Source organism: Caulobacter sp. GW822-FHT01G02 (genome assembly GCF_058802865.1).
The window spans coordinates 490,377-508,134 of the sequence record NZ_JBXAON010000003.1 but is presented as its reverse complement, the minus strand read 5'-3'; the positions used below and the strand labels follow the sequence as shown (position 1 = coordinate 508,134).

The following is a 17,758-nucleotide window of genomic DNA, read 5'->3' as shown; positions in this document are numbered from 1 at the left end:
GGAGCGCTTAACCGGAAACTTTGAGATCGGGTTGTTGGGAAGTGGCGTCTTGAGCGGATGCGCCGGATGACGGGCGGGGAACCTTGGGTCCTCCGCGATCATGCTCGGCGGCGAGGCTTATCAGCGCTGTTTTAACGTCGTCAAGCAAACGCCCCCATTCGCGCGTCGTGGTTCCTCCGCGCGCGATGAACACATAGTCGTGCGAAGGGCGCGCATGAAGGGGCAGGACCAGCCGGGCGGCCTCGCGGAGGCGGCGCTTGGCGCGGTTGCGATCGACGGCCCCGCCGATCTTCTTGGTGGCCGTGAAGCCGACCCGGACGACCGGATCCTCGTCGGGGCGCTTGCGCATCTGGATGAAGACGGCGCCGCGCGACAGGGCGGGGGCCTTGGCCGCCAGCAGGAAGTCGGGGCGCTTGCGCAGCCGCTCGAAGCGAAGGGGGGCGAACTTGGGTTCAGGCATGAAAAAAGCCGCCTTTCCGGCGAGAACCTGAAACCAGGTCTGTGGAAAAGGCGGCTTTGATCATCGTCTAACCTCCCGAGGGAGGAAGAGAAATTAGGCGGTCAGGCGCTTGCGGCCCTTGGCGCGGCGACGCGCGACGACCTTTTGGCCATTCTTGGTGGCCATACGCGCGCGGTAGCCGTGACGGCGGGCGCGCACGAGCTTCGACGGCTGGAAGGTGCGCTTCACGACGTGGCTCCGAAATGCAAATACGTTGAACGCGGTGACCAGGTCCCCGCGAGTGAGGGGCGGTGGATAAAAGAACGGACGAGGGATGTCAACCTGAGTCGGTTCAATCACTTGCCCGTGGGGTCACGGAACGATCACCGCTTTCCCCACCACCTTACGCCCCGCCAGCAGCTCGAACGCCTCACGCCAGCGATCCAGCGGCAGCGCCATATGCACATGCGGCCGGATCACCCCCTCGTTCGCCATTTTCCAGATGGCCTCGGCGTTCTCGCGGCCTTTCTCGGGAAACCGCCGGCCGTACTCGCCGGCGCGCACGCCCATGACCGAGAAGCCCTTGATCAGTGGCATGTTGACCGAGACGTTCGGGATCCGGCCCGAGGTGAAGCCGATGACCAGCAGCCGGCCGTCGAAGGCGATGCAGCGGACGCTCTCGTCGAACACGTCGCCGCCCACGGGATCATAGATCACGTCGGCCCCGTGGCCGCCGGTGATCTCTTTCACGCGTTCCCGAAAGCCGCCGGTGACGTTGACGAGGGCGTCGGGGGCATAGAGCGCCTGAACGGCCGCCAGCTTGTCGTCCGAGGCCGAGGCGGCGATGACGCGCGCGCCCAGCGCCTTGGCCAGGTCCACCGCCGCCAGGCCCACCCCGCCGGCCGCGCCGTGGACCAGCACCCACTCGCCGGGCGCGACGCGCGCGCGGCGGACCAGGGCGACATAGGCCGTGAGATAGGCCGCGCCATAGGCGGCGGCCTCGGCGAAGGACAGCCGCGCGGGCTTGGGCTTCAAGGCCTCCGCCGACAGCACGGCGTATTCCGCGAACCCGCCCAGCCGCGCCCCGCCGACCACGGCGTCACCGACCTGGAAGCTGGTGACGCCCTGGCCAAGCGCGGCGACCTCGCCGGCGATATCGAGGCCCGGCGTGAAGGGCGGGGGCGGTTTGAACTGGTACTCGCCGCGGGTCATCAGCAGGTCGGGAAAGTTGACGCTGGCGGCGCGCACGCGGACCAGCACCTCGCCGGGGCCCGGCTGGGGCGTGGGGACGTCTCGGACGGCGCAACCGGCGAAGTCGGGGGCGAGGTCCTCGACGACGAGGGCGCGCATGGTGGGGGGAACAGAACTCACGCCATCTCCTCAATCCGTTTTCCCCGGCGAATGCCGGGGCCCAGATTCAGCCTGATCGGTTGGGGCTGTCCGAAAAGCGCCCCGTCACCGTGTCACGCGCCCATGGGTTCGATCTGGACCCCGGCATTCGCCGGGGAGAACGGATTTATTGAGAAGCGCGCTGATCAAACGCCTGCCGCACCAGTCCCGCGATTTCGCGGCACGCACCGTCCGCCGCCGGGATCGCGCCGGTGAAGGCCGTGAACCCGTGGGCCAGGCTATCGTAGCAGCGGTACAGCACCGGCACGCCGGCCGCCTGAAGGCGCTTGGCGTAACCCTCGCCCTGGTCGACCAGCGGGTCGAAGCCGGCGGTGGCGACCACGGCGGCCGTCAGGCCCGTCAGGTCGGCGGTCCTGTCCGGCGACAGGCGCGGGTCCGCCGGGTCGGCGTCGGCGCTCATATAGTGGCCCATGAACCAGTCCATGGTCGCGCGGGTCAGCGGATAGGCGTCGGCATAGGTGGTCATGGACGGCGTCTCGCTGGCCACGTCGACGGCGGGATAGATCAGGATCTGGGCGGCCGGCCGCGGCTCGCCCTTGCGCTGCATCTCCTGGGCGACGATGGCCGCGAAGTTGCCGCCCATGCTGTCGCCGCCGATGGCCGGCGGGACCGGCGCGGCGCCGAAGCGGCCGGTGTTGTCGCGCGCCCAGCGATAGGCGGCCAGCACGTCCTCCAGCCCAACCGGGAACTTGTGATCAGGGGCCAGTCGGTAGTCGACCGAGATCACCGCCGTGCGGACGATCCGCGCCAGGATCGAACAGAAGGCGTGGCAGGACTCCAGGTCGCCGATCACCCCGCCGCCCATGTGGGCGTAGACGATCAGCGGCATGGAGCTGTCCTGGTTCTCCGGACGGTAGGCGCGGCAGGGGATCGGGCCGTTGGGACCCTCGACCGACAGGCTCTCGGTGCGCACGCCCGGCTCCAGGGGACCCTGGACGGCGGCCAGGCCCCGAGCGCTGCCGGCCACGGCCTCGGCGGGGCTCAGCGTGGTCATGGGCGGCAGTTTCTTGGCCGCGTGGGCGAAGAACTGGAAGCGGGGGTCCAGGGTTCGCCCGCCCTTATAGACGACCCCGCCGCCCGACATGGCCCGCAGGATCGGGCTGGGCAGGGACAGGATCAGCTTCAGGATGGTCTTCTGGGCGGCGTCGGAGGCCATGGTTTCCCCACTCTCTGCGTTCTTGTTGTTCTGATTATCTGGAAGGCTCTAGAGCCTTGGCAAGGCCGGCAGCCCGCCCAGGATCAGCTTGACCGCGAAATCCGCGGCGCTCTCTGTGTCGACGGGCCGCCGCTCCAGCATCTTGTCGCCGATCTCGCGGGCCACGGCGATGCAGGCGGCGGTCAGGTAGTCCAGGTCGACCGGCGGGGCGTGGGTCTGCTCCAGCACCCGGGCGAAGGCCTCTCGCACCTCGTCGAACACGGCGGTCACCTCGGGCGATGGACGCGCGTGCGGGATCTGCTCGCCCGGCGGCCGGTTGATGCGCCAGCTTTCCTGCTCGGTGGCCACGAAGTTGAAATAGGCCAGGATCGCGCCGCGCACGAACGACTGGAAGTCGACGGCCTTCTCGGACTCGGCGCGCAGGAGGGGCCGGAAGCGGCGCGCGCCGTCGTCGGCCAGGGCGTCGAACACCTCCTCCTTGGACTTGTAGTAGTTGTAGAAGGTGCCTGAGGCCAAACCCGTGCGGCGGATGATGTCGCGCACGGTGGCGGCGTCATAGCCCAGCTCGCCGAACACCTCGCGCGCGGCGTCCAGGATCGCCTGGCGATTGGCGGTCTTGGTGCGTTCCCGCTTGCCCGGCCGCTGATCGACGTGGGGCTTGGGGAAATAGGCGATGTTCGACATGGACCGCGACTCGGAGATGGAGCGATCTTGACGCTCCGTCAGGATCACAGCCTTAGTCCGGCGCGAGACGCAAGGGGTTGGCTGGGGACGGCTGAATCCCGCCCCCCACCCCGACCTTCCCGGCGAAGGCCGGGACCCAGGTTCAGCCAGAGCGGTTTGGGATGATCCGAGATGCGCCCGTTCAGCTTGTCGGGCGCCCATGGGTTCGATCTGGGCCCCGGCGTTCGCCGGGGAAATCGGAATAGAGGGGATTTTCATAAGGGTTTGATCGGCTGCTCGATCTCCCACACGGCCTCGCTGATCGCCTCCAGTTTCTCGCGGTACAGCGCCGAGGCGTCGTGGAGGCCCTGGTTGTAGTAGTAGGGGCCCAGCCGCTCGGTGATGAAGTCGAGCAGGAACTCGGCGTCGAAGCCTTTCACCTCAAGGTCCAGCTCGGTCCGCAGATAGTCCGAGAGCCCGCCGACCAGCTTGGCGCGGGTGTCCTTGTCGAAGGTGATCTTGGCCATGGTCGTCACTCTCAACTTGTCATTCCGGCCGCAGCGAAGCGGAGAGCCGGGACCCCCGGGGCCCTCCGCACTACCATTGGCCCCTGGGTCCCGGACAGCCTCTTCGAGGCTTCCGGGATGACAAGGTTTTGCGTCAAGACGCCAGCAAGGGTTCCATCCTGATCTCCGCCAGCGCCGGCACCGGCAGCTTGCCGCCCTGGCTCCGCGCCCGCGCCTCGCCCTTGGCGATCTCCTTCTTCAGGTCGGCGCAATAGACGTTGAAGTCGACCTGGATGGTGTGCCGCGCGGAGTCATAGAATTGGCCCGTGTGGCGCGCCTCGTCGTTGGTCATGATCCGGACCATCTCGGCGTCCGACGGCGGGGCGTACTTGCCCGCCAGATAGGCCGCCGCCAGCTTCGCCTGCTGCTCGGCGAAGTTCACCAGGGTCGGCAGCGGCTGGGCCAGACCCATGAAGAAGAGGTTGGGGATTCCCGGCTTCATCATCCGCTTGAACAGCGGGAAGCGGTGGTCGGCGCCCGGCAGCAGGGCCGGATCGTCGAAGAACGGGAAGCTGATCTTGTAGCCGGTGGCGAAGACGATGGCGTCGACGTCCTCGACGGTGTCGTCGGCGAAGCGCACGCGCTTGCCTTCCAGCGCCTTGATCGCCGGCTTGAACTTGATGTCGCCGCAGCCGGCCCGGGTCAGGAACTCGCCCGAGACTGACGGGTGGGCCTCCAGCGGCTCGTGGTCGGGCTTTGGCAGGCCATAGTCCTCCATCCGGCCGATGGTCTTCTTCAGCACCGAGCGGGCCAAGGCGACGCCCAGCTTGCGCGGCATCCAGGCGGGCATGGCGCTCTTATCCGCCGGCTTTCCGTTCAGGTACTTGGGAAACACCCAGACCCCGCGCCGGGCCGAGACCCACAGGGTCTTCGCGATCGGCCGTTGAGAGAGTTCGCTGGCGATGTCCATGGCCGAATTGCCCATGCCGACCACCACGACGTTCTTGCCGCGCATGTCGACTGGATCGAACGGGTCGCTATAGGCGTGGGCGTGAAAGGCCGGACCTTCGAACTCGCCCGGATAGTCGGGAATACGCGGATCCCAGTGGTGGCCGTTGCAGACGAACAGCACGTCGTAGAGCCGCGTCTCGCCGGTCGACAGGGTCACCGACCAGAGACCATCGTCGGTGCGGCGAGCCTTCTCGACGCGGGTGTTGAAGGTGATCGTCGGACGCAGGCCGAAGTGGTCGACATAGTCCTTGAAGTACTGAAACAGCTGCGCGTGGTGCGGGAAGTCGGGCCAGTCCTTCGGCACGGGGAAGTCCTCGAAGGCCAGCCGCCACTTGCTGGTGTCGATGTGCAGGCTCTCGTAGCAGGCCGACATCCCGTTAGGGTTCTTGAAGTACCAGTTGCCCCCGATCTCGTCGGACATCTCGAAGCAGTCGTAGGGGACCCCGTGGTCCTTCAACCGCTTGATCGTGGTGAAGCCGCTGCAGCCCGCGCCGATGACGCACGCTTTCGGAAGTTTCCCCCCTGAAGCTTTGAGCGACATTCCACCCTCCTGACTTATCGTTGTTCAGGAGCGTATCAGCGTTATGCGGAGCGGCAAGCGGCCGTTGGGGAAACTCAGCGGCCGAAGCGCGCCGGAGAATAGGTGGCCGTGCAGGCGGCGTTGCACTGGGCCCAGCGACCGCCGCACCCGTCATCGTCGCCGCCCGCCTGGCAGAAATAGAGCGTCTTGGAGCAGGTCGTCTTGCACTGCTGGGTGTCGCCGGCGGGCCGGCCCTGGGCCAGCGGGATCGGGGCGGGCAGGATGAAGCTGGGCGCGTCGACCGGCGCGGCGAGAACCGCGACGGGCTTCTTGGGCTTCGGCGCGGCCGGGACCGTCGGCTGGCCGGCCAGGGCCGGGCCGGCGATGGCGAGGGTCAGCAGGACGAGCAGGCGGCGGCGCATGAAGCGACCCTAGGCCGCCAGGGTAAAGGTCCGATTAACCATGTTTCTCCGGTTCGGACCCTATCGGCGGACCGCCGTCGAAGGGCCTCTCAGGAGGATCGGCAGGCACAGCAGGCCGATCGCCGCGCCAGCCATCCACACCAGGCCCGGGAACCAGCCGCGACTGGCGAAATAAACCTGGGCGATGACCACGGGACCGATCACCGAGGCCAGGCTCGCCAGACTCGCCAGCACGCCTTGCAGACGGCCCTGCTGGTCCTCGCCGACCTGGGCCGACAGCAACGACTGGATCGCCGCGTGGCCTATGCCGCCCAGGCAGAAGAACGGCAGCAGCGCGAACGCCATCCAGCCTTTGGCCGCCAGGCCGATGGCGACATAGGCGAAGGCGTCGCAGACGATGGCGATGGCCAGGGTCTTGCGCTCGCCGAACCGCCCGGCCACCGGACCGGCCACGAAGGCCTGGGCCAGGGCGGTGAAGACGCCGAAGCCCGCCAGTGAGAAGCCGACCGTCCAAGGATCCCAGGCGAACTTGTCCTCGCCGTACAGCACCCAGATCGTGCCGCCGACCTCGCCGACGATCGCCAGCATGACGAACGCGGCCATCAGCGGCAGCAGGGCCGGGAAGGCGGCCGCCCAGCGCAGCGAGCCGAACGGGTTGAGGGCCCCGCGGTCGAACGGCTTGACCCGGCTCTCGGCCAGGGTCTTGTGCGACTCCGGCAGGATGAAGACGGCCATCAGGAAGTTGACGCCGTTCAGCGCCGCCGCCGCCAGGAACGGCGCGCGCGTCCAGACCTCGCCCAGGAACCCGCCGATCACCGGGCCCAGGATGAAGCCGACCCCGAACATGGCGCTGAACAGGCCAAAGCGGCGGGTGCGCTGCGTCTCGGGCGTGATGTCGGCGATATAGGCCTGGGCCACGGCCATGTTGGCCCCGGTGATCCCGGCGATGGCGCGGCCGACGAACAGCCAGGCCAGCGAGGGCGCGAAGGCCATGAACACATAGTCGATCGCCGCGCCCGCCAGCGAGACCAGCAGCACCGGCCGGCGGCCGACCTTGTCGCTGATCGCGCCCAGCACTGGCGCGCACAGGAACTGCATCAGGGCGTAGAGGCCCAGGAACGCCCCGAACCGCCAGCCCAGGTCGCCGGTATGGCCGACCTCGCGCAATAGGCGCGGGATGATCGGCATGACCAGGCCGATGCCGACGGCGTCCAGCATCACGGTGGCCAGGATCAGGGGAAAGGCGAGCTTAGCGCGGCGCTGAAGAAGATCGGACATAAAATTTATCATCGATAAAGTTCCTTATCGACGATAAAGTCCGGATCGGCCGCGAGGTCAAGATGATTCAGAATGGGACTCTCATGAAGGTCGATCGTCGGCGGATCCTGGAGACGGCGCTGGAGGTGCTGAACGAGGTCGGGGTCGACGCCCTGTCCACGCGCGCCATCGCCGAGCGCCTGGGCGTGCGGCAGCCGGCCCTCTACTGGCACTTCAAGAGCAAGCGCGACCTGCTGGACGCCATGAACGGCGAAATCCTGGGGAGGGCCCACGAGGCGCGCGTACCCCGGCCAGGCGAGACCTGGCAGGACTTCGTGCGCCGCAACGGCAGGAGCTTCCGCGCGGCGCTATTGAACTACCGTGACGGCGCGCGGGTCCATGCGGGCACCGAGGCCGATCCGGACGGCCTGACGCACGTCGAGGCCCAGGTCGCCTTCCTGGTCGCGGCGGGCTTCACGCCCGGCCACGCCATGCAGCTGTTCGTCGCCGTCAGCCGCTACGTGGTCGGCTGCGTGCTGGAGGAACAGGCTTCGTCCGCGGACGGCTCGGTCGAGCAGAGCCAGCTGGACGAAGCCGCCAGGGCCTATCCGGTTCTGTCCGAGGCCGTCGCCTACTACCGCACGAGCGGCCATGCGGGACTGTTCGAGCGCGGGCTGGAGCTGATGGTGAAGGGCGCGGAGGCGGAGCTGGCTACCGCGAGGGGCTGACCCTCCACACCGCGTTGCCGACGTCATCGGCGACCAGCAGCGCGCCGGAGGCGTCGACCGTCACGCCGACCGGCCGGCCCTGGGCCTTGCCTTTGGCGTCCAGGAATCCCGTCAGGAAGTCCTCGACCGGGCCCGCCGGCTTGCCGTCGACGAAAGGCACGAACACCACCTTGTAGCCCGCCTGCGGATTGCGGTTCCACGAGCCGTGCTGGCCGATGAAGGTTCCGCCCCGATAGTGAGCCGGGAAGCTCTTGCCCGTGTAGAAGGTCAGGCCCAACGAGGCGGTGTGGGCGCCCAGGGCGTAGTCGGGGACGCTCGCGCGCTCGACCAGGTCGGGGCGGCGGTCCTTGTCCCTGACCCGCTTGTCGACGTGGGGGCCGTAATAGCTGTAGGGCCAGCCATAGAAGCCGCCCTCGCGGACCGAGGTCATGTAGTCGGGGACCAGGTCGTTGCCCAGTTCGTCGCGCTCGTTGACGGCGGTCCACAGCTGGCCATTGGCCGGGTTCCAGGACAGGCCGACGGGATTGCGCAGGCCCGAGGCGAAGATGCGCTGCTGGCCCGTGGCGAGGTCGATCTCGTGGATCGCGGCGCGGCCCTCCTCGGCCGGGATGCCGTTCTCGCCGACATTGCTGTTCGAACCGACGCTCGCATAGAGCTTGGCGCCGTCCGCGCTGGCGATGATGTTCTTGGTCCAGTGGTGGTTGATCGGCCCGCCCGGCAGGTCGGCGACCTTGCGCGGCGCGGCGGTGATCCGGGTGACCCCGGCGGCGTAGGGGAAGGCGACGATGGCGTCGGCATTGGCCACGTAGAGGGTGTCGCCGACCAGGGCCATGCCGAACGGCGAATAGAGATTGGTCAGGAACGGGACCTTCATCTCGGCCACGCCGTCGTGATCGGCGTCGCGCAGCAGGGTGATGCGGTCGGCGCTGGGCGCGCCGGCCCCGGCCTTTTTCATCAGCATCTTCTCGAAGAAGCCCTTCAGGCCGCGCGGCGGCTCCTTCTTGGGCGGGGCGTTGCTCTCGGCCACCAGCACGTCGCCATTGGGCAGGACGAGCAGCCAGCGCGGATGGTCCAGGCCTTGCGCGAACGGCTGGACGCGGAAGCCCGCCGGGGCGCTCGGCGTGACGCCCGCCGGCCAGCCGACGACGTCCGAGACCTTGACGGTCGGGATCAGGCTCCTGCTGGGCTTGGGCAGCTGCGGGTCAGGGCCGTAGCCGACCGCGCCGTTCTGCTGACCGTTGCTCCGCCCGCAGGCGGCGAGGGCGGTCAAGGCCGCGCCGACGATCAAGATTTCGCGAAACCGACGCCGCATTGAACACTTCCCTCTTCATCCTGCGTTCAACGCGCAGGGTGTTTGATCTGTTCTGGTTATGGATACGGTTCGACGATGGTGAAGTTCCAGTCTTCCGCTCTTGATCGCCGGTTCCTGCTGGCTGGCCTCGCGGCGCTCATGACGCCCGGCGGCGCCTCGGCGACCGCGCGGAACGCCAAGCCTTCGCCGCCGCCCTTGCCGGTCGTGACGGTGCTGGGCGACTCGATCACGGCGGGCCTTGGTCTGGCGCAGGACCTTTCCATGCCCGCGCGGCTGCAGGCGGCGCTGGAGCGGATGGGCGCGCCGTCGCGGGTGCGGAACCTGGGCGTGCTGGGCGACACCAGCGCCAACGGCCTGGCGCGCGTCGATCGCGTGCCCGTCGAGAGCGTGGTCTGCGTGGTGGCGCTCGGCGGCAACGACCTCCTGCTCGGCCTCGCCCCGACGATGACCAAGGCCAACCTGCGCGCCATCGTCCAGCACCTGAAGTCGAAGAACATCCGCGTGGTGCTGGCCGGGGTCCGCGCGCCGGGCCTGCTGGGCGTCGACTACGCCCGCCGCTTCACCCAGCTCTATCCGGACCTGGCCCGCGAGCAGGGGGTATTCTACGCGCCGGACTTCCTGACCGGGGTGATCGGCGTGTCGCGCTACATGCAGCGCGACGGAATCCACCCGAACGCGGACGGGGCGAGGATCATCGCCGACCGTCTGGCGCCGGTGGTGGCCCAGGCGCTGAGGGCTTAACAATCCTTGTCATCCCGGAAAGCCCGCAGGGCTTGTCCGGGACCCAGGGGGCGGCGCAGTGCGTTGCCCCTGGGTCCCGGCTCTCCGCTTCGCTACGGCCGGGATGACAAGCTTTTAGACAGACAGAAAAGCGCCCCCCCCCCCCGCCGAGGTTCGACGAGGGGCGCTCTGGGTTCGATCTAGACCCCGGCTTTCGCCGGGGAGATCGGGATATTGGAGGCTCTACTCCACGATCGGCTTCTTCGGCGCCACGTGGTGGTGATTGCCGAACAGGCGGCCCATCAGGCGCTCGGAGCGCGTCTTCAGGCCGTCCATCAGGATGAACACCACCGGGATGTAGAGCAGCGACAGCAGGGTCGAGGTGATCAGGCCGCCGATGACCGCGATGGCCATGGGGGCCCGGAACTCGACTTCCGCGCCCAGGCCGATGGCGGTGGGCAGCATGCCCGCGCCCATGGCCACGGTGGTCATCAGGATCGGCCGGGCCCGCTTGTGCGCGGCGTCGATGATCGCCGTGCGCTTGTCCATGCCGTGCTCCTTCATGGCCATGATCGCGTACTCGACCAGCAGGATCGAGTTCTTGGCCGCGATGCCCATCAGCATCAGGATGCCGATCAGGGTCGAGATCGAGAAGCTGGAGTGGGCCAGCACCAGCAGGCCGAAGGCGCCGCCGATGGCCAGCGGCAGGGCCACCATGATGGTGATCGGGTGGGCGAAGCTGCGGAACAGCAGCACCAGCACGACGTACATCAGCAGGATGCCGGTGATCAGCGCGCCCAGGAAGCCGGTGACCATCTCCTGGATGAACTCGGCGTCGCCGGCGGCCACTTCCTTGACCCCGTTCGGCAGGTTTTTGACCGCGGGCAGGGCGTGGACGCGCTTGGCGGCCTCGCCCACGACGATGCCGTCCAGCTCGGCGGTGATCGTCGCCACGCGCGCGCGGTCGCGGCGGTCGACCTGCGAGGGACCCGCGCCGAAGCGGACGTCGGCGACGGCGTTCAGCGGCACGGGGCCGTTGGGCGACGGCACCTGCAGGGTCTCCAGGACGGCGATGTCCTCGCGCGCGGTCTGGCTGAGGCGCAGGCGGATGGGCACCTGGCGGTCGCCCAGGTTATACTTGGGCAGGTTCTGATCGACGTCGCCGATGGTGGCGACGCGCACGGCCTGGGAGATCGCGCCGGCCGAGACGCCAGCGCGGGCGGCCTGGTCGGGCTTGGGCGTGACGACGATCTCGGGGCGGGCGATCGAAGCGGTGTTGACCACGTGGGCCAGGCCCGGGACGCCGCGCATTTCGGCCTCGACCTTGCGGGCCGCCGCTTCTAGGGCCGGGCCGTTGTCGCTGACCAGGCTCAGGGTGTAGCTGCCGCCGCTGGACGGGCCGCCGCCGTTGTTGCTGCCCGAGCCGATCCGCGCGCCGGGGATGGCGGCGAACTGGTCGACCATCTGGCGGCTGAACACCTTCTGGCTGATGCGTTCCTTCTTGTCGGTCAGGTCGGCGGTCAGCTCGGCCTTGTTGACGGCGCTGTTGCTGCCGACCGCGGCATAGACGCTGACCACTTCCTTGCGGGCCCGCAGTTCGCGGGTCACGCGCTGCACGATGGCGTCGGTCTCGTCCAGCGTGGCGCCGGGCGGCAGCTCGACCGAGAACTCGGCGCGACCGCGGTCGGCCTGAGGCTGGAACTCGAACGGCAGGCGGGTGGCCAGCAGGATCGAGATGGCGAACATCGGGATGCCCATCGCCAGCACCTTCCAGCGATTGCGCAGACCCCAGTTCAGGGCCTTCAGGTAAGGTCCCATCCACGCCGGATCCTTGTCCTCGTGGTTATGGTCGGCCTTCAGCATGTAGGCGCCCATCAGCGGCGTCAGCAGGCGGGCGACCACCAGCGAGAACAGCACCGAGATACAGGCGGCCAGGGCGAAGGCCTTGAAGAACTGGCCGATGATGCCGGGCATGAAGCCCACCGGCGCGAACACGGCCACGATGGTGAAGGTGGTGGCCACGACGGCCAGGCCGATCTCGTCGGCCGCCTCCATGGCCGCCGCATAGGGGCTTTTGCCGCCGCGCATGTGGCGGACGATGTTCTCGATCTCGACGATGGCGTCGTCGACCAGGATGCCGACGGTCAGCGACAGGGCCAGCAGGGTGATGCCGTTCAGCGACTGGTTCAGCGGCGCCAGGACGGCGAAGGTCGGGAACAGCGACATCGGGATGGCCACCGCCGCCAGCAGCGTGGCGCGCCAGTCGCGCAGGAACAGCAGCACGACCAGCACCGCCAGGATCGCGCCGACGATCAGGGCCTCCATCGAGGCGATATAGCTCTCCTCGATGTATTTCACGTTCGAGGTGATTTCCTGGATCTGGATCTCGGGATGATCCTGGTCGAGCTTCTCGACGGCCTTGCGGATCTTCTCGGCGGTCTGCACCTCCGAGGCGCCGCGGCCGCGGACCATGTTGAAGGTGACGACTTCCTGGCCGTCATAGCGGGCGCGCGAGCGGGGCTCGGCCCAGTGGTCGGTGACCTGGCCCAGGTCGGCCAGGCGCACGGCGTCGCCGCTGGAGACGGGCACGCGGGTCTCGCGCAGCTGCTCGACCGAGCCGGCCGCGCCCAGGGTGCGGATGGCGCGCTCGGCGCCCGAGATCGTCACGCGGCCGCCGGGCAGGTCGGCGTTCGAGGACACCAGGGCCTGGCTGACGGCGGCGGCGGTGACGCCGCGCGCGGCCAGGCGGTCGGGATCCAGGGCGATCTCGATCTCGCGGCTCACGCCGCCCTGGCGGTTGACCTCGCGCACGCCCTTGATGGCCAGCAGGGCGCGGCTGACGTCGTTGTCGACGAACCAGCTGCGCTGCTCGGGCGTCAGGGTCGGCGCCTTGACGACATAGGTGATCAGCGGGTCGCCCGAGATGTCGATCCGGGTGACGATCGGCTCCTGCATGTCCTGGGGCAGGGAGCCGCGCAGGTTGGACATGGCGTTGCGCACGTCGTTGGTGACGCGCTCGTGGTCCACCCCCAGCTCGAACTCGATGAACGTGGTCGAGGCGCCGTCGACCACGGTGGAGTTGATGTGGCGCACCTGGCCCAGGCCCGCGATCGAGTCCTCGATCAGGCGGGTGACCTGGGTTTCAAGCTCCTGCGGCGCGGCGCCGGGGCGCACGGCCGTGACGACGACGAACGGCAGGTCGACGTCGGGATTGTTGTTGATCCGCATGCTCTTGAAGCCGGCGATGCCGGCGAAGCAGAGCAGCACGAACAGCATGATGACGGGGATCGGGTTCTTGATCGCCCAGGACGAGATGTTGCGCATCGGTCTGTCGTCCTCAGCGCGCGGTCTTGGAGGCGGCCGGCCGGGCGGCCGCGCCGACGCGGACCAGGTCGCCCTCGCCCAGGAAGCCCGCGCCCTCGACCACCACCTGCTCGCCGGCGTTCAGGCCGGTCGCCGCCACGCGGTCGCCCGTCGTGGCCAGGATGGCGATGCGGCGGAAATGGACCTTCTTGGCGGCGTCGACCACGAACACGCCGGGGCGGTTCTCGCGGTACAGCACCGAGGCCGACGGAACGACCAGCGCGGCCTGATCGCCGGCGTCGATCGTGGCGCGGGCGAACATGCCGGGACGGAAGCCGCCCATCGACGACAGGGCGATGCGCGCCGTGCCGATGCGGGTGGCGGGGTTGACTTCCGAAGTGACGATGCGGACGCGGCCGGTCGTTTCACCAACCTTGTCGGAATAGATCTTGGCCGACATGCCGGCCTTGACCGAGCCGAGGTCGGTCTCGGGGATGTCGGCGTCCAGCTCCAGTCGGCTGTCGCGGACGATACGGAACAGTTCCGAGCCGGCCGTGACGATCTGGCCCTTGGTGACGCTGCGGCGGCTGATCAGGCCGCCGACCGGCGCGCGGATCGAGGTCTGGGCCACGCGCGCGGCGGTCTCGCCCCGCGCGGCTTCGGCGGCGGCCAGGTTGGCGGCCGAGGTGCCCTGGCGGGCGACGGCGGTGTCGAGGCCGGCCTGGCTGAGATAGCCCTTGGCCTGCAGCTCCTTGGCGCGGTTCAGTGCGGCGCTGGCCTCGGCCAGGGTGGCCCTGGCGCTGGCGACGGCGGCGTCCTGCTGGCGCAGTTGGGCGGTGATCAGCGCGCTGTTGAGCTGGACCAGGACCTGGCCGGCGCGGACGGTCTGGCCTTCCTCGGCGTTGACGGCGACGGCGGTCAGGCCGCCGGTCTCGGCGCCGACCGGCACCTCTTCCCACGGCGAGACCGTACCTGTGGCGTTGATCTGGCGCGCGATCGGCTGGCTGGAGACCGTGGCGAGGCTGACGGTCGCCGAAGCGCTCGGCGCGGCCCGAGTCTTCTTCTCCGGCTTCTTCCCGCATCCGGCCAGAGCGATCGCGCTCACGCCCAGGACCAAGACCAGCGCGCTCAGAGTCGGGCGGCGCCCATTGATCCCGTTAAGCACGAACATTTCCCCAGCAACAATTGAGCCCGACGGCCTTCTAGCCGACAAACCTCGGGTCGCTGAGTTAATTTGCCGTAAGACGATAAGAAGCCTGGAATTCCTCCCCTCTTGATGGGGGAAACCTGAGCCGGCCGTTGGTAGCGCTGTCAGCGGTGAGGCGGCGTCACGGGGTTGGGTGTCAGGGCGCGACGGCCTTGGGCGGCGTCGGGCGCCGGCGCGGCAGCGCGCCGCAGAACAGCGCCGCCATGGCCAGGTAGCTGAAGACTCCGCCGCCCGCGATGTAACCGGCGCGGTTGGAGAGCTTGTGATCGGCCAGGTTGGCGAGAACCAGGATCAGGGTCAGGCCGTGAAAGCCGCAGGTCCACATCGGCCACCAGCGATCCGATCGCAGGGCGATGAACAGCAGCACCAGCATCAGGGCCAGGTCGACCAGGATGACCGCGGTCTGGGGACCGAACCTCTGCAGGCTGTTGTAGAACAAGGCCGTGGCGAACCAGGCCAGGATCATGGCGACGGCGGCCACGCGCTCGGGCCAGCCGCCACGCCACAGGGCCACGCCGGTCGCGATCAGCAACGCGGCGAGACTGGCCCATTGATAGAAGAAGCCGAGAGACATCGCGCCAGGGTGGCGCCATTCGTCCAGATTGCAACGCCTCTCGCCGATCGAGACCGGCGAGAGGCGCGCTCGAACCTAGGCGGCGACGGTCAGGCGGCCGCTGGGGCTGGTCTCGATCAGGCCGGCCGGCTTGACGGCGCCTTCGCCGAAGGAGACGGCCGACAGGCCGATGTCGTGCTGGGCGGTCGACAGGTGCTTGTGCGTGACCACGATGCCCTCGCGGGCCGCGCCCAGGGCCTGCATGGTGTTGATCGCCGCCATCAGGGCGTCCTGGCCGACCAGGGCCGAGAGGTTGGCGTCCTGGCGGGTGGTCGGCATCAGCCCGGCCAGGGCGGCGGTGCGAGTGATGGCGGCGTCGATGGCCTTTTCGGCGGCGAACAGAGCTTCGGCCACGGTCTCGGCGGCCAGGCGGCGTTGCTTGAGCATGAGAAGTCTCCTCGCGCCGAGAGCTCCCGGCGCGTTGCTGAGGTGAAAATCTGGGCGGATGGACGCCCCGGCTCCCCGGAGGCGGAAATCTTACGGAAACAGGCCTTGCAGTGCGTGGAGCCCCGCCAGGATCGAGCCGAACGCGAACGCGGTCACGATCATCACGGCGGCGATGAAGGCCAATCGCAGGGGCAGGCTCAGATGATTGGGCCGTCCTCCTCCGAGTCCGAAGAGGACAAGTCCGACAGGAACGTCTCGTCCATCACCGCGCTGGCGATGCACAGAATCTCCCGCATCACCAGTTCGCTGGGCTTGAACGAAGCCTGCTTGCGGGTGGCTTCCACCAGGTCGTGCACCATCGAAGCGCCCGCCGGAGTCACCGACAGGCTCTGCAACTGGCGCTCGAGCTCGCTCCACGTGATCGGGGGCATGGTCTCGGCCGAATTCAGCAGGGGCCACGCGTGCCGGAAGCTCGACACTTCCTGGCGCAGGTGCGTGGCTCGGCCGATCGCGTCCTTCTGGTGGGGGGTCAACTCGTTCACTGGGAACTCCTTCCTCGATGAGGTCAGCAGACCGCGAGGAAGGATGTTCGCCTAGCCGGGCCGTGTCGGACCCCGACGCGATAGGAGGGGGGGGCGCGATAGGAGGGGGGGCTCCCCCCTGATGGGGGCCCTGATCGCCCGCCTGATACGCCCGGTCGAAGACGCGGCGCGCCGCGTCGTAGCGGTCGGCCGCGCCCAGGCGCTTGCGGGCCTTGTCCAGGTGCCAGTCGACGGTGTGCTTGGAGAGGCCCAGTTCGCGGGCGATCTCCTTGGAGCTCATGTGACGATCGACGAGTCGGAGACACTCGCGCTCACGTTCGGTGAGGCGTTCCAGGCCGTCGGCCTGGTCAGGCAGGGTGTGAGCGCCCTTATCCATCACCGAGAACCATATGCAAACGCGACAGGTCGGCCAAGCGCCGGAACATTAAACCTTGGCTATCAGCGACGCGGCAAATCGCCGTCTGCCAGGGTCGACGACACTTTCCACAGGTCGACGCCGCCTTCGGAGGCATGGCGATCGATCAGCGCCAGCTCCTCGGCCGAGAAGGTGACGCCCTTCAGCGCCGCCAGGGAATCCTCCAACTGGGCGACGGTGCGGGCGCCGATCAGGGCCGAGGTGACGCGCGGATCGCGGAGGGTCCAGGCGATCGCCATCTGGGCCAGGGTCTGGCCACGACCTTGGGCGATCGCGTTCAGGGCCTTGATGCGATCCAGATTGTCCTGGGTCAGCAGATGCCCGCCGAACGAGCCGTCCCGGGCCGCCCGCGAGTCCGCGGGCACGCCGCCCAGGTACTTGCTGGTCAACAGCCCTTGCGCCAGCGGCGAGAAGGCGATGCAGCCGACGCCGAGGTCGTCCAGGGTGTCCAGCAGCGCATCCTCGATCCAGCGATTGACCATCGAATAGGACGGCTGGTGGATCAGCAGCGGCACGCCCTCGCTCTTCAGGATCGCGTGGGCCTTGCGGGTGAGCTCGGGCGAGTAGGACGAGATCCCGACATAGAGCGCCTTGCCCTGTCGGTGCAGGTGGGCCAGCGCGCCCATGGTCTCCTCCAGCGGCGTCGTGGGATCGACGCGGTGCGAGTAGAAGATGTCGACATAGTCGACGCCCATGCGCTTGAGGCTCTGGTCGCAGCTGGCGATCAGATATTTCCGCGACCCGCCGATCCCGCCATAGGGGCCCGGCCACATGTCCCAGCCGGCCTTGGTCGAGATGACCAGTTCATCGCGGTGGGCCCTGAAGTCGCTCCCCAGCACCTTGCCGAAGTTCTCCTCCGCCGAGCCGTAGGGCGGGCCGTAGTTGTTGGCGAGGTCGAAATGGGTGATCCCCAGATCGAAGGCCCGGCGCAGGATGGCGCGGCCGGTCTCGAACACGTCGACCCCGCCGAAGTTCTGCCACAGGCCCAGCGAGATCGCCGGCAGATCCAGGCCGCTGCGGCCGGTGCGGCGATAGGGCATGGCCGCGTAGCGGTCGGCGGCGGCGACATAGGGAGTCTGCATCGGGTGTTCCTTGGAGCGCGTGCGAATACAGCCGCCCCGCGCCGGTTCGGCAAGAGTGTTCAGGC

17 protein-coding genes and 3 pseudogenes are annotated in these 17,758 nt (G+C 68.5%); 2 read left to right on the top strand and 18 right to left on the bottom strand.

The genetic code is table 11. The features are described from left to right. Window positions 1-7 precede the first annotated feature (7 nt). From rnpA to tet, 9 genes and pseudogenes are all read right to left on the bottom strand, one after another. Entirely contained in the window at window positions 8-460 is a 453-nt protein-coding gene (gene rnpA, locus AC1RNC_RS11335; protein ID WP_492886270.1) for a ribonuclease P protein component, read from the bottom strand. A 93-nt stretch (window positions 461-553) separates the two neighbouring features. After that, on the bottom strand, window positions 554-688 hold the full coding sequence (rpmH, locus tag AC1RNC_RS11330) for a 50S ribosomal protein L34 (protein WP_004622337.1): 135 nt from the start codon (window positions 686-688) through the stop codon (window positions 554-556). Window positions 689-811: 123 nt separating this feature from the next. Beyond that, window positions 812-1,810 carry an NADPH:quinone oxidoreductase family protein gene (locus tag AC1RNC_RS11325; protein WP_492886267.1) on the bottom strand — a complete coding sequence of 333 codons (999 nt, stop codon included), beginning with the start codon at window positions 1,808-1,810 and terminating at the stop codon, window positions 812-814. Between the two features lie 145 nt (window positions 1,811-1,955). Further along, window positions 1,956-3,020: pseudogene (locus AC1RNC_RS11320) on the bottom strand (alpha/beta hydrolase); the annotation flags it as partial. A gap of 33 nt (window positions 3,021-3,053) precedes the next feature. Continuing rightward, window positions 3,054-3,689: a TetR/AcrR family transcriptional regulator gene (locus AC1RNC_RS11315; protein WP_492886265.1), complete on the bottom strand. Its 636-nt coding sequence runs from the start codon at window positions 3,687-3,689 to the stop codon at window positions 3,054-3,056. Between the two features lie 254 nt (window positions 3,690-3,943). Further along, window positions 3,944-4,195 carry a DUF2164 domain-containing protein gene (locus tag AC1RNC_RS11310; RefSeq protein WP_492886263.1) on the bottom strand — a complete coding sequence of 84 codons (252 nt, stop codon included), beginning with the start codon at window positions 4,193-4,195 and terminating at the stop codon, window positions 3,944-3,946. 133 nt (window positions 4,196-4,328) lie between these two features. Then, window positions 4,329-5,726, bottom strand: coding sequence for a flavin-containing monooxygenase (locus AC1RNC_RS11305; protein WP_492886261.1), 1,398 nt, complete (start codon window positions 5,724-5,726; stop codon window positions 4,329-4,331). A gap of 74 nt (window positions 5,727-5,800) precedes the next feature. Beyond that, window positions 5,801-6,127 (bottom strand): hypothetical protein, encoded by a 327-nt coding sequence (locus AC1RNC_RS11300; protein ID WP_492886259.1) that lies wholly within the window; start codon window positions 6,125-6,127, stop codon window positions 5,801-5,803. Window positions 6,128-6,187: 60 nt separating this feature from the next. Further along, window positions 6,188-7,405 carry a Tet(A)/Tet(B)/Tet(C) family tetracycline efflux MFS transporter gene (gene tet, locus AC1RNC_RS11295; protein WP_492886257.1) on the bottom strand — a complete coding sequence of 406 codons (1,218 nt, stop codon included), beginning with the start codon at window positions 7,403-7,405 and terminating at the stop codon, window positions 6,188-6,190. 83 nt (window positions 7,406-7,488) lie between these two features. On the opposite strand from tet, the gene AC1RNC_RS11290 reads away from it, so the two are divergent. Then, complete coding sequence (locus AC1RNC_RS11290; protein WP_492886255.1) at window positions 7,489-8,112, top strand: TetR/AcrR family transcriptional regulator C-terminal domain-containing protein; 624 nt, start codon at window positions 7,489-7,491, stop codon at window positions 8,110-8,112. Here the strand turns inward: AC1RNC_RS11290 and AC1RNC_RS11285 are convergent. Continuing rightward, a complete protein-coding gene (locus AC1RNC_RS11285) occupies window positions 8,096-9,424 on the bottom strand; it encodes a PQQ-dependent sugar dehydrogenase (RefSeq protein WP_492886253.1) in 1,329 nt (442 codons plus the stop codon). The two genes, AC1RNC_RS11290 and AC1RNC_RS11285, sit on opposite strands and share 17 nt — an antisense overlap. A 75-nt stretch (window positions 9,425-9,499) precedes the next feature. Between AC1RNC_RS11285 and AC1RNC_RS11280 the strand changes: the two genes are divergently transcribed. Then, the gene (locus AC1RNC_RS11280) at window positions 9,500-10,165 is read left to right on the top strand and encodes a GDSL-type esterase/lipase family protein (protein ID WP_492886251.1); all 666 of its coding nucleotides are present in this window, start codon (window positions 9,500-9,502) and stop codon (window positions 10,163-10,165) included. Here AC1RNC_RS11280 and AC1RNC_RS11275 read toward each other — a convergent pair. The 8 genes and pseudogenes from AC1RNC_RS11275 to mgrA all read right to left on the bottom strand — a co-directional run. After that, a pseudogene (locus AC1RNC_RS11275) lies at window positions 10,162-10,280 on the bottom strand (hypothetical protein); the annotation flags it as partial. The gene AC1RNC_RS11280 and the pseudogene AC1RNC_RS11275 overlap by 4 nt on opposite strands. A gap of 107 nt (window positions 10,281-10,387) precedes the next feature. Then, on the bottom strand, window positions 10,388-13,468 hold the full coding sequence (locus AC1RNC_RS11270) for an efflux RND transporter permease subunit (RefSeq protein WP_492886249.1): 3,081 nt from the start codon (window positions 13,466-13,468) through the stop codon (window positions 10,388-10,390). Window positions 13,469-13,481: 13 nt separating this feature from the next. Beyond that, window positions 13,482-14,552, bottom strand: coding sequence for an efflux RND transporter periplasmic adaptor subunit (locus AC1RNC_RS11265; RefSeq protein WP_492886247.1), 1,071 nt, complete (start codon window positions 14,550-14,552; stop codon window positions 13,482-13,484). Between the two features lie 238 nt (window positions 14,553-14,790). Further along, window positions 14,791-15,228, bottom strand: coding sequence for a hypothetical protein (locus AC1RNC_RS11260; protein ID WP_492886245.1), 438 nt, complete (start codon window positions 15,226-15,228; stop codon window positions 14,791-14,793). A 75-nt stretch (window positions 15,229-15,303) separates the two neighbouring features. After that, window positions 15,304-15,654: a hypothetical protein gene (locus tag AC1RNC_RS11255; RefSeq protein ID WP_492837142.1), complete on the bottom strand. Its 351-nt coding sequence runs from the start codon at window positions 15,652-15,654 to the stop codon at window positions 15,304-15,306. Between the two features lie 197 nt (window positions 15,655-15,851). Continuing rightward, window positions 15,852-16,196, bottom strand: coding sequence for a hypothetical protein (locus AC1RNC_RS11250; protein WP_492886243.1), 345 nt, complete (start codon window positions 16,194-16,196; stop codon window positions 15,852-15,854). A 226-nt stretch (window positions 16,197-16,422) separates the two neighbouring features. Then, window positions 16,423-16,476, bottom strand: a pseudogene (locus AC1RNC_RS11245) (hypothetical protein); the annotation flags it as partial. Window positions 16,477-16,634: 158 nt separating this feature from the next. After that, window positions 16,635-17,693, bottom strand: coding sequence for an L-glyceraldehyde 3-phosphate reductase (mgrA, locus tag AC1RNC_RS11240; RefSeq protein ID WP_492886571.1), 1,059 nt, complete (start codon window positions 17,691-17,693; stop codon window positions 16,635-16,637). Between the last annotated feature and the right edge of the window lie 65 nt (window positions 17,694-17,758).

What these genes read in the sequence shown, in the direction of transcription:
- tet (WP_492886257.1), bottom strand. Translation starts at nt 7,405, where the DNA reads ATGTCCGATCTTCTTCAGCGCCGCGCTAAGCTCGCCTTTCCCCTGATC.
- AC1RNC_RS11290 (WP_492886255.1), top strand. Translation starts at nt 7,489, where the DNA reads ATGAAGGTCGATCGTCGGCGGATCCTGGAGACGGCGCTGGAGGTGCTG.
- AC1RNC_RS11260 (WP_492886245.1), bottom strand. Translation starts at nt 15,228, where the DNA reads ATGTCTCTCGGCTTCTTCTATCAATGGGCCAGTCTCGCCGCGTTGCTG.
- AC1RNC_RS11315 (WP_492886265.1), bottom strand. Translation starts at nt 3,689, where the DNA reads ATGTCGAACATCGCCTATTTCCCCAAGCCCCACGTCGATCAGCGGCCG.
- AC1RNC_RS11280 (WP_492886251.1), top strand. Translation starts at nt 9,500, where the DNA reads ATGGTGAAGTTCCAGTCTTCCGCTCTTGATCGCCGGTTCCTGCTGGCT.
- AC1RNC_RS11300 (WP_492886259.1), bottom strand. Translation starts at nt 6,127, where the DNA reads ATGCGCCGCCGCCTGCTCGTCCTGCTGACCCTCGCCATCGCCGGCCCG.
- AC1RNC_RS11285 (WP_492886253.1), bottom strand. Translation starts at nt 9,424, where the DNA reads ATGCGGCGTCGGTTTCGCGAAATCTTGATCGTCGGCGCGGCCTTGACC.
- rnpA (WP_492886270.1), bottom strand. Translation starts at nt 460, where the DNA reads ATGCCTGAACCCAAGTTCGCCCCCCTTCGCTTCGAGCGGCTGCGCAAG.
- AC1RNC_RS11310 (WP_492886263.1), bottom strand. Translation starts at nt 4,195, where the DNA reads ATGGCCAAGATCACCTTCGACAAGGACACCCGCGCCAAGCTGGTCGGC.
- mgrA (WP_492886571.1), bottom strand. Translation starts at nt 17,693, where the DNA reads ATGCAGACTCCCTATGTCGCCGCCGCCGACCGCTACGCGGCCATGCCC.
- AC1RNC_RS11255 (WP_492837142.1), bottom strand. Translation starts at nt 15,654, where the DNA reads ATGCTCAAGCAACGCCGCCTGGCCGCCGAGACCGTGGCCGAAGCTCTG.
- AC1RNC_RS11270 (WP_492886249.1), bottom strand. Translation starts at nt 13,468, where the DNA reads ATGCGCAACATCTCGTCCTGGGCGATCAAGAACCCGATCCCCGTCATC.
- AC1RNC_RS11305 (WP_492886261.1), bottom strand. Translation starts at nt 5,726, where the DNA reads ATGTCGCTCAAAGCTTCAGGGGGGAAACTTCCGAAAGCGTGCGTCATC.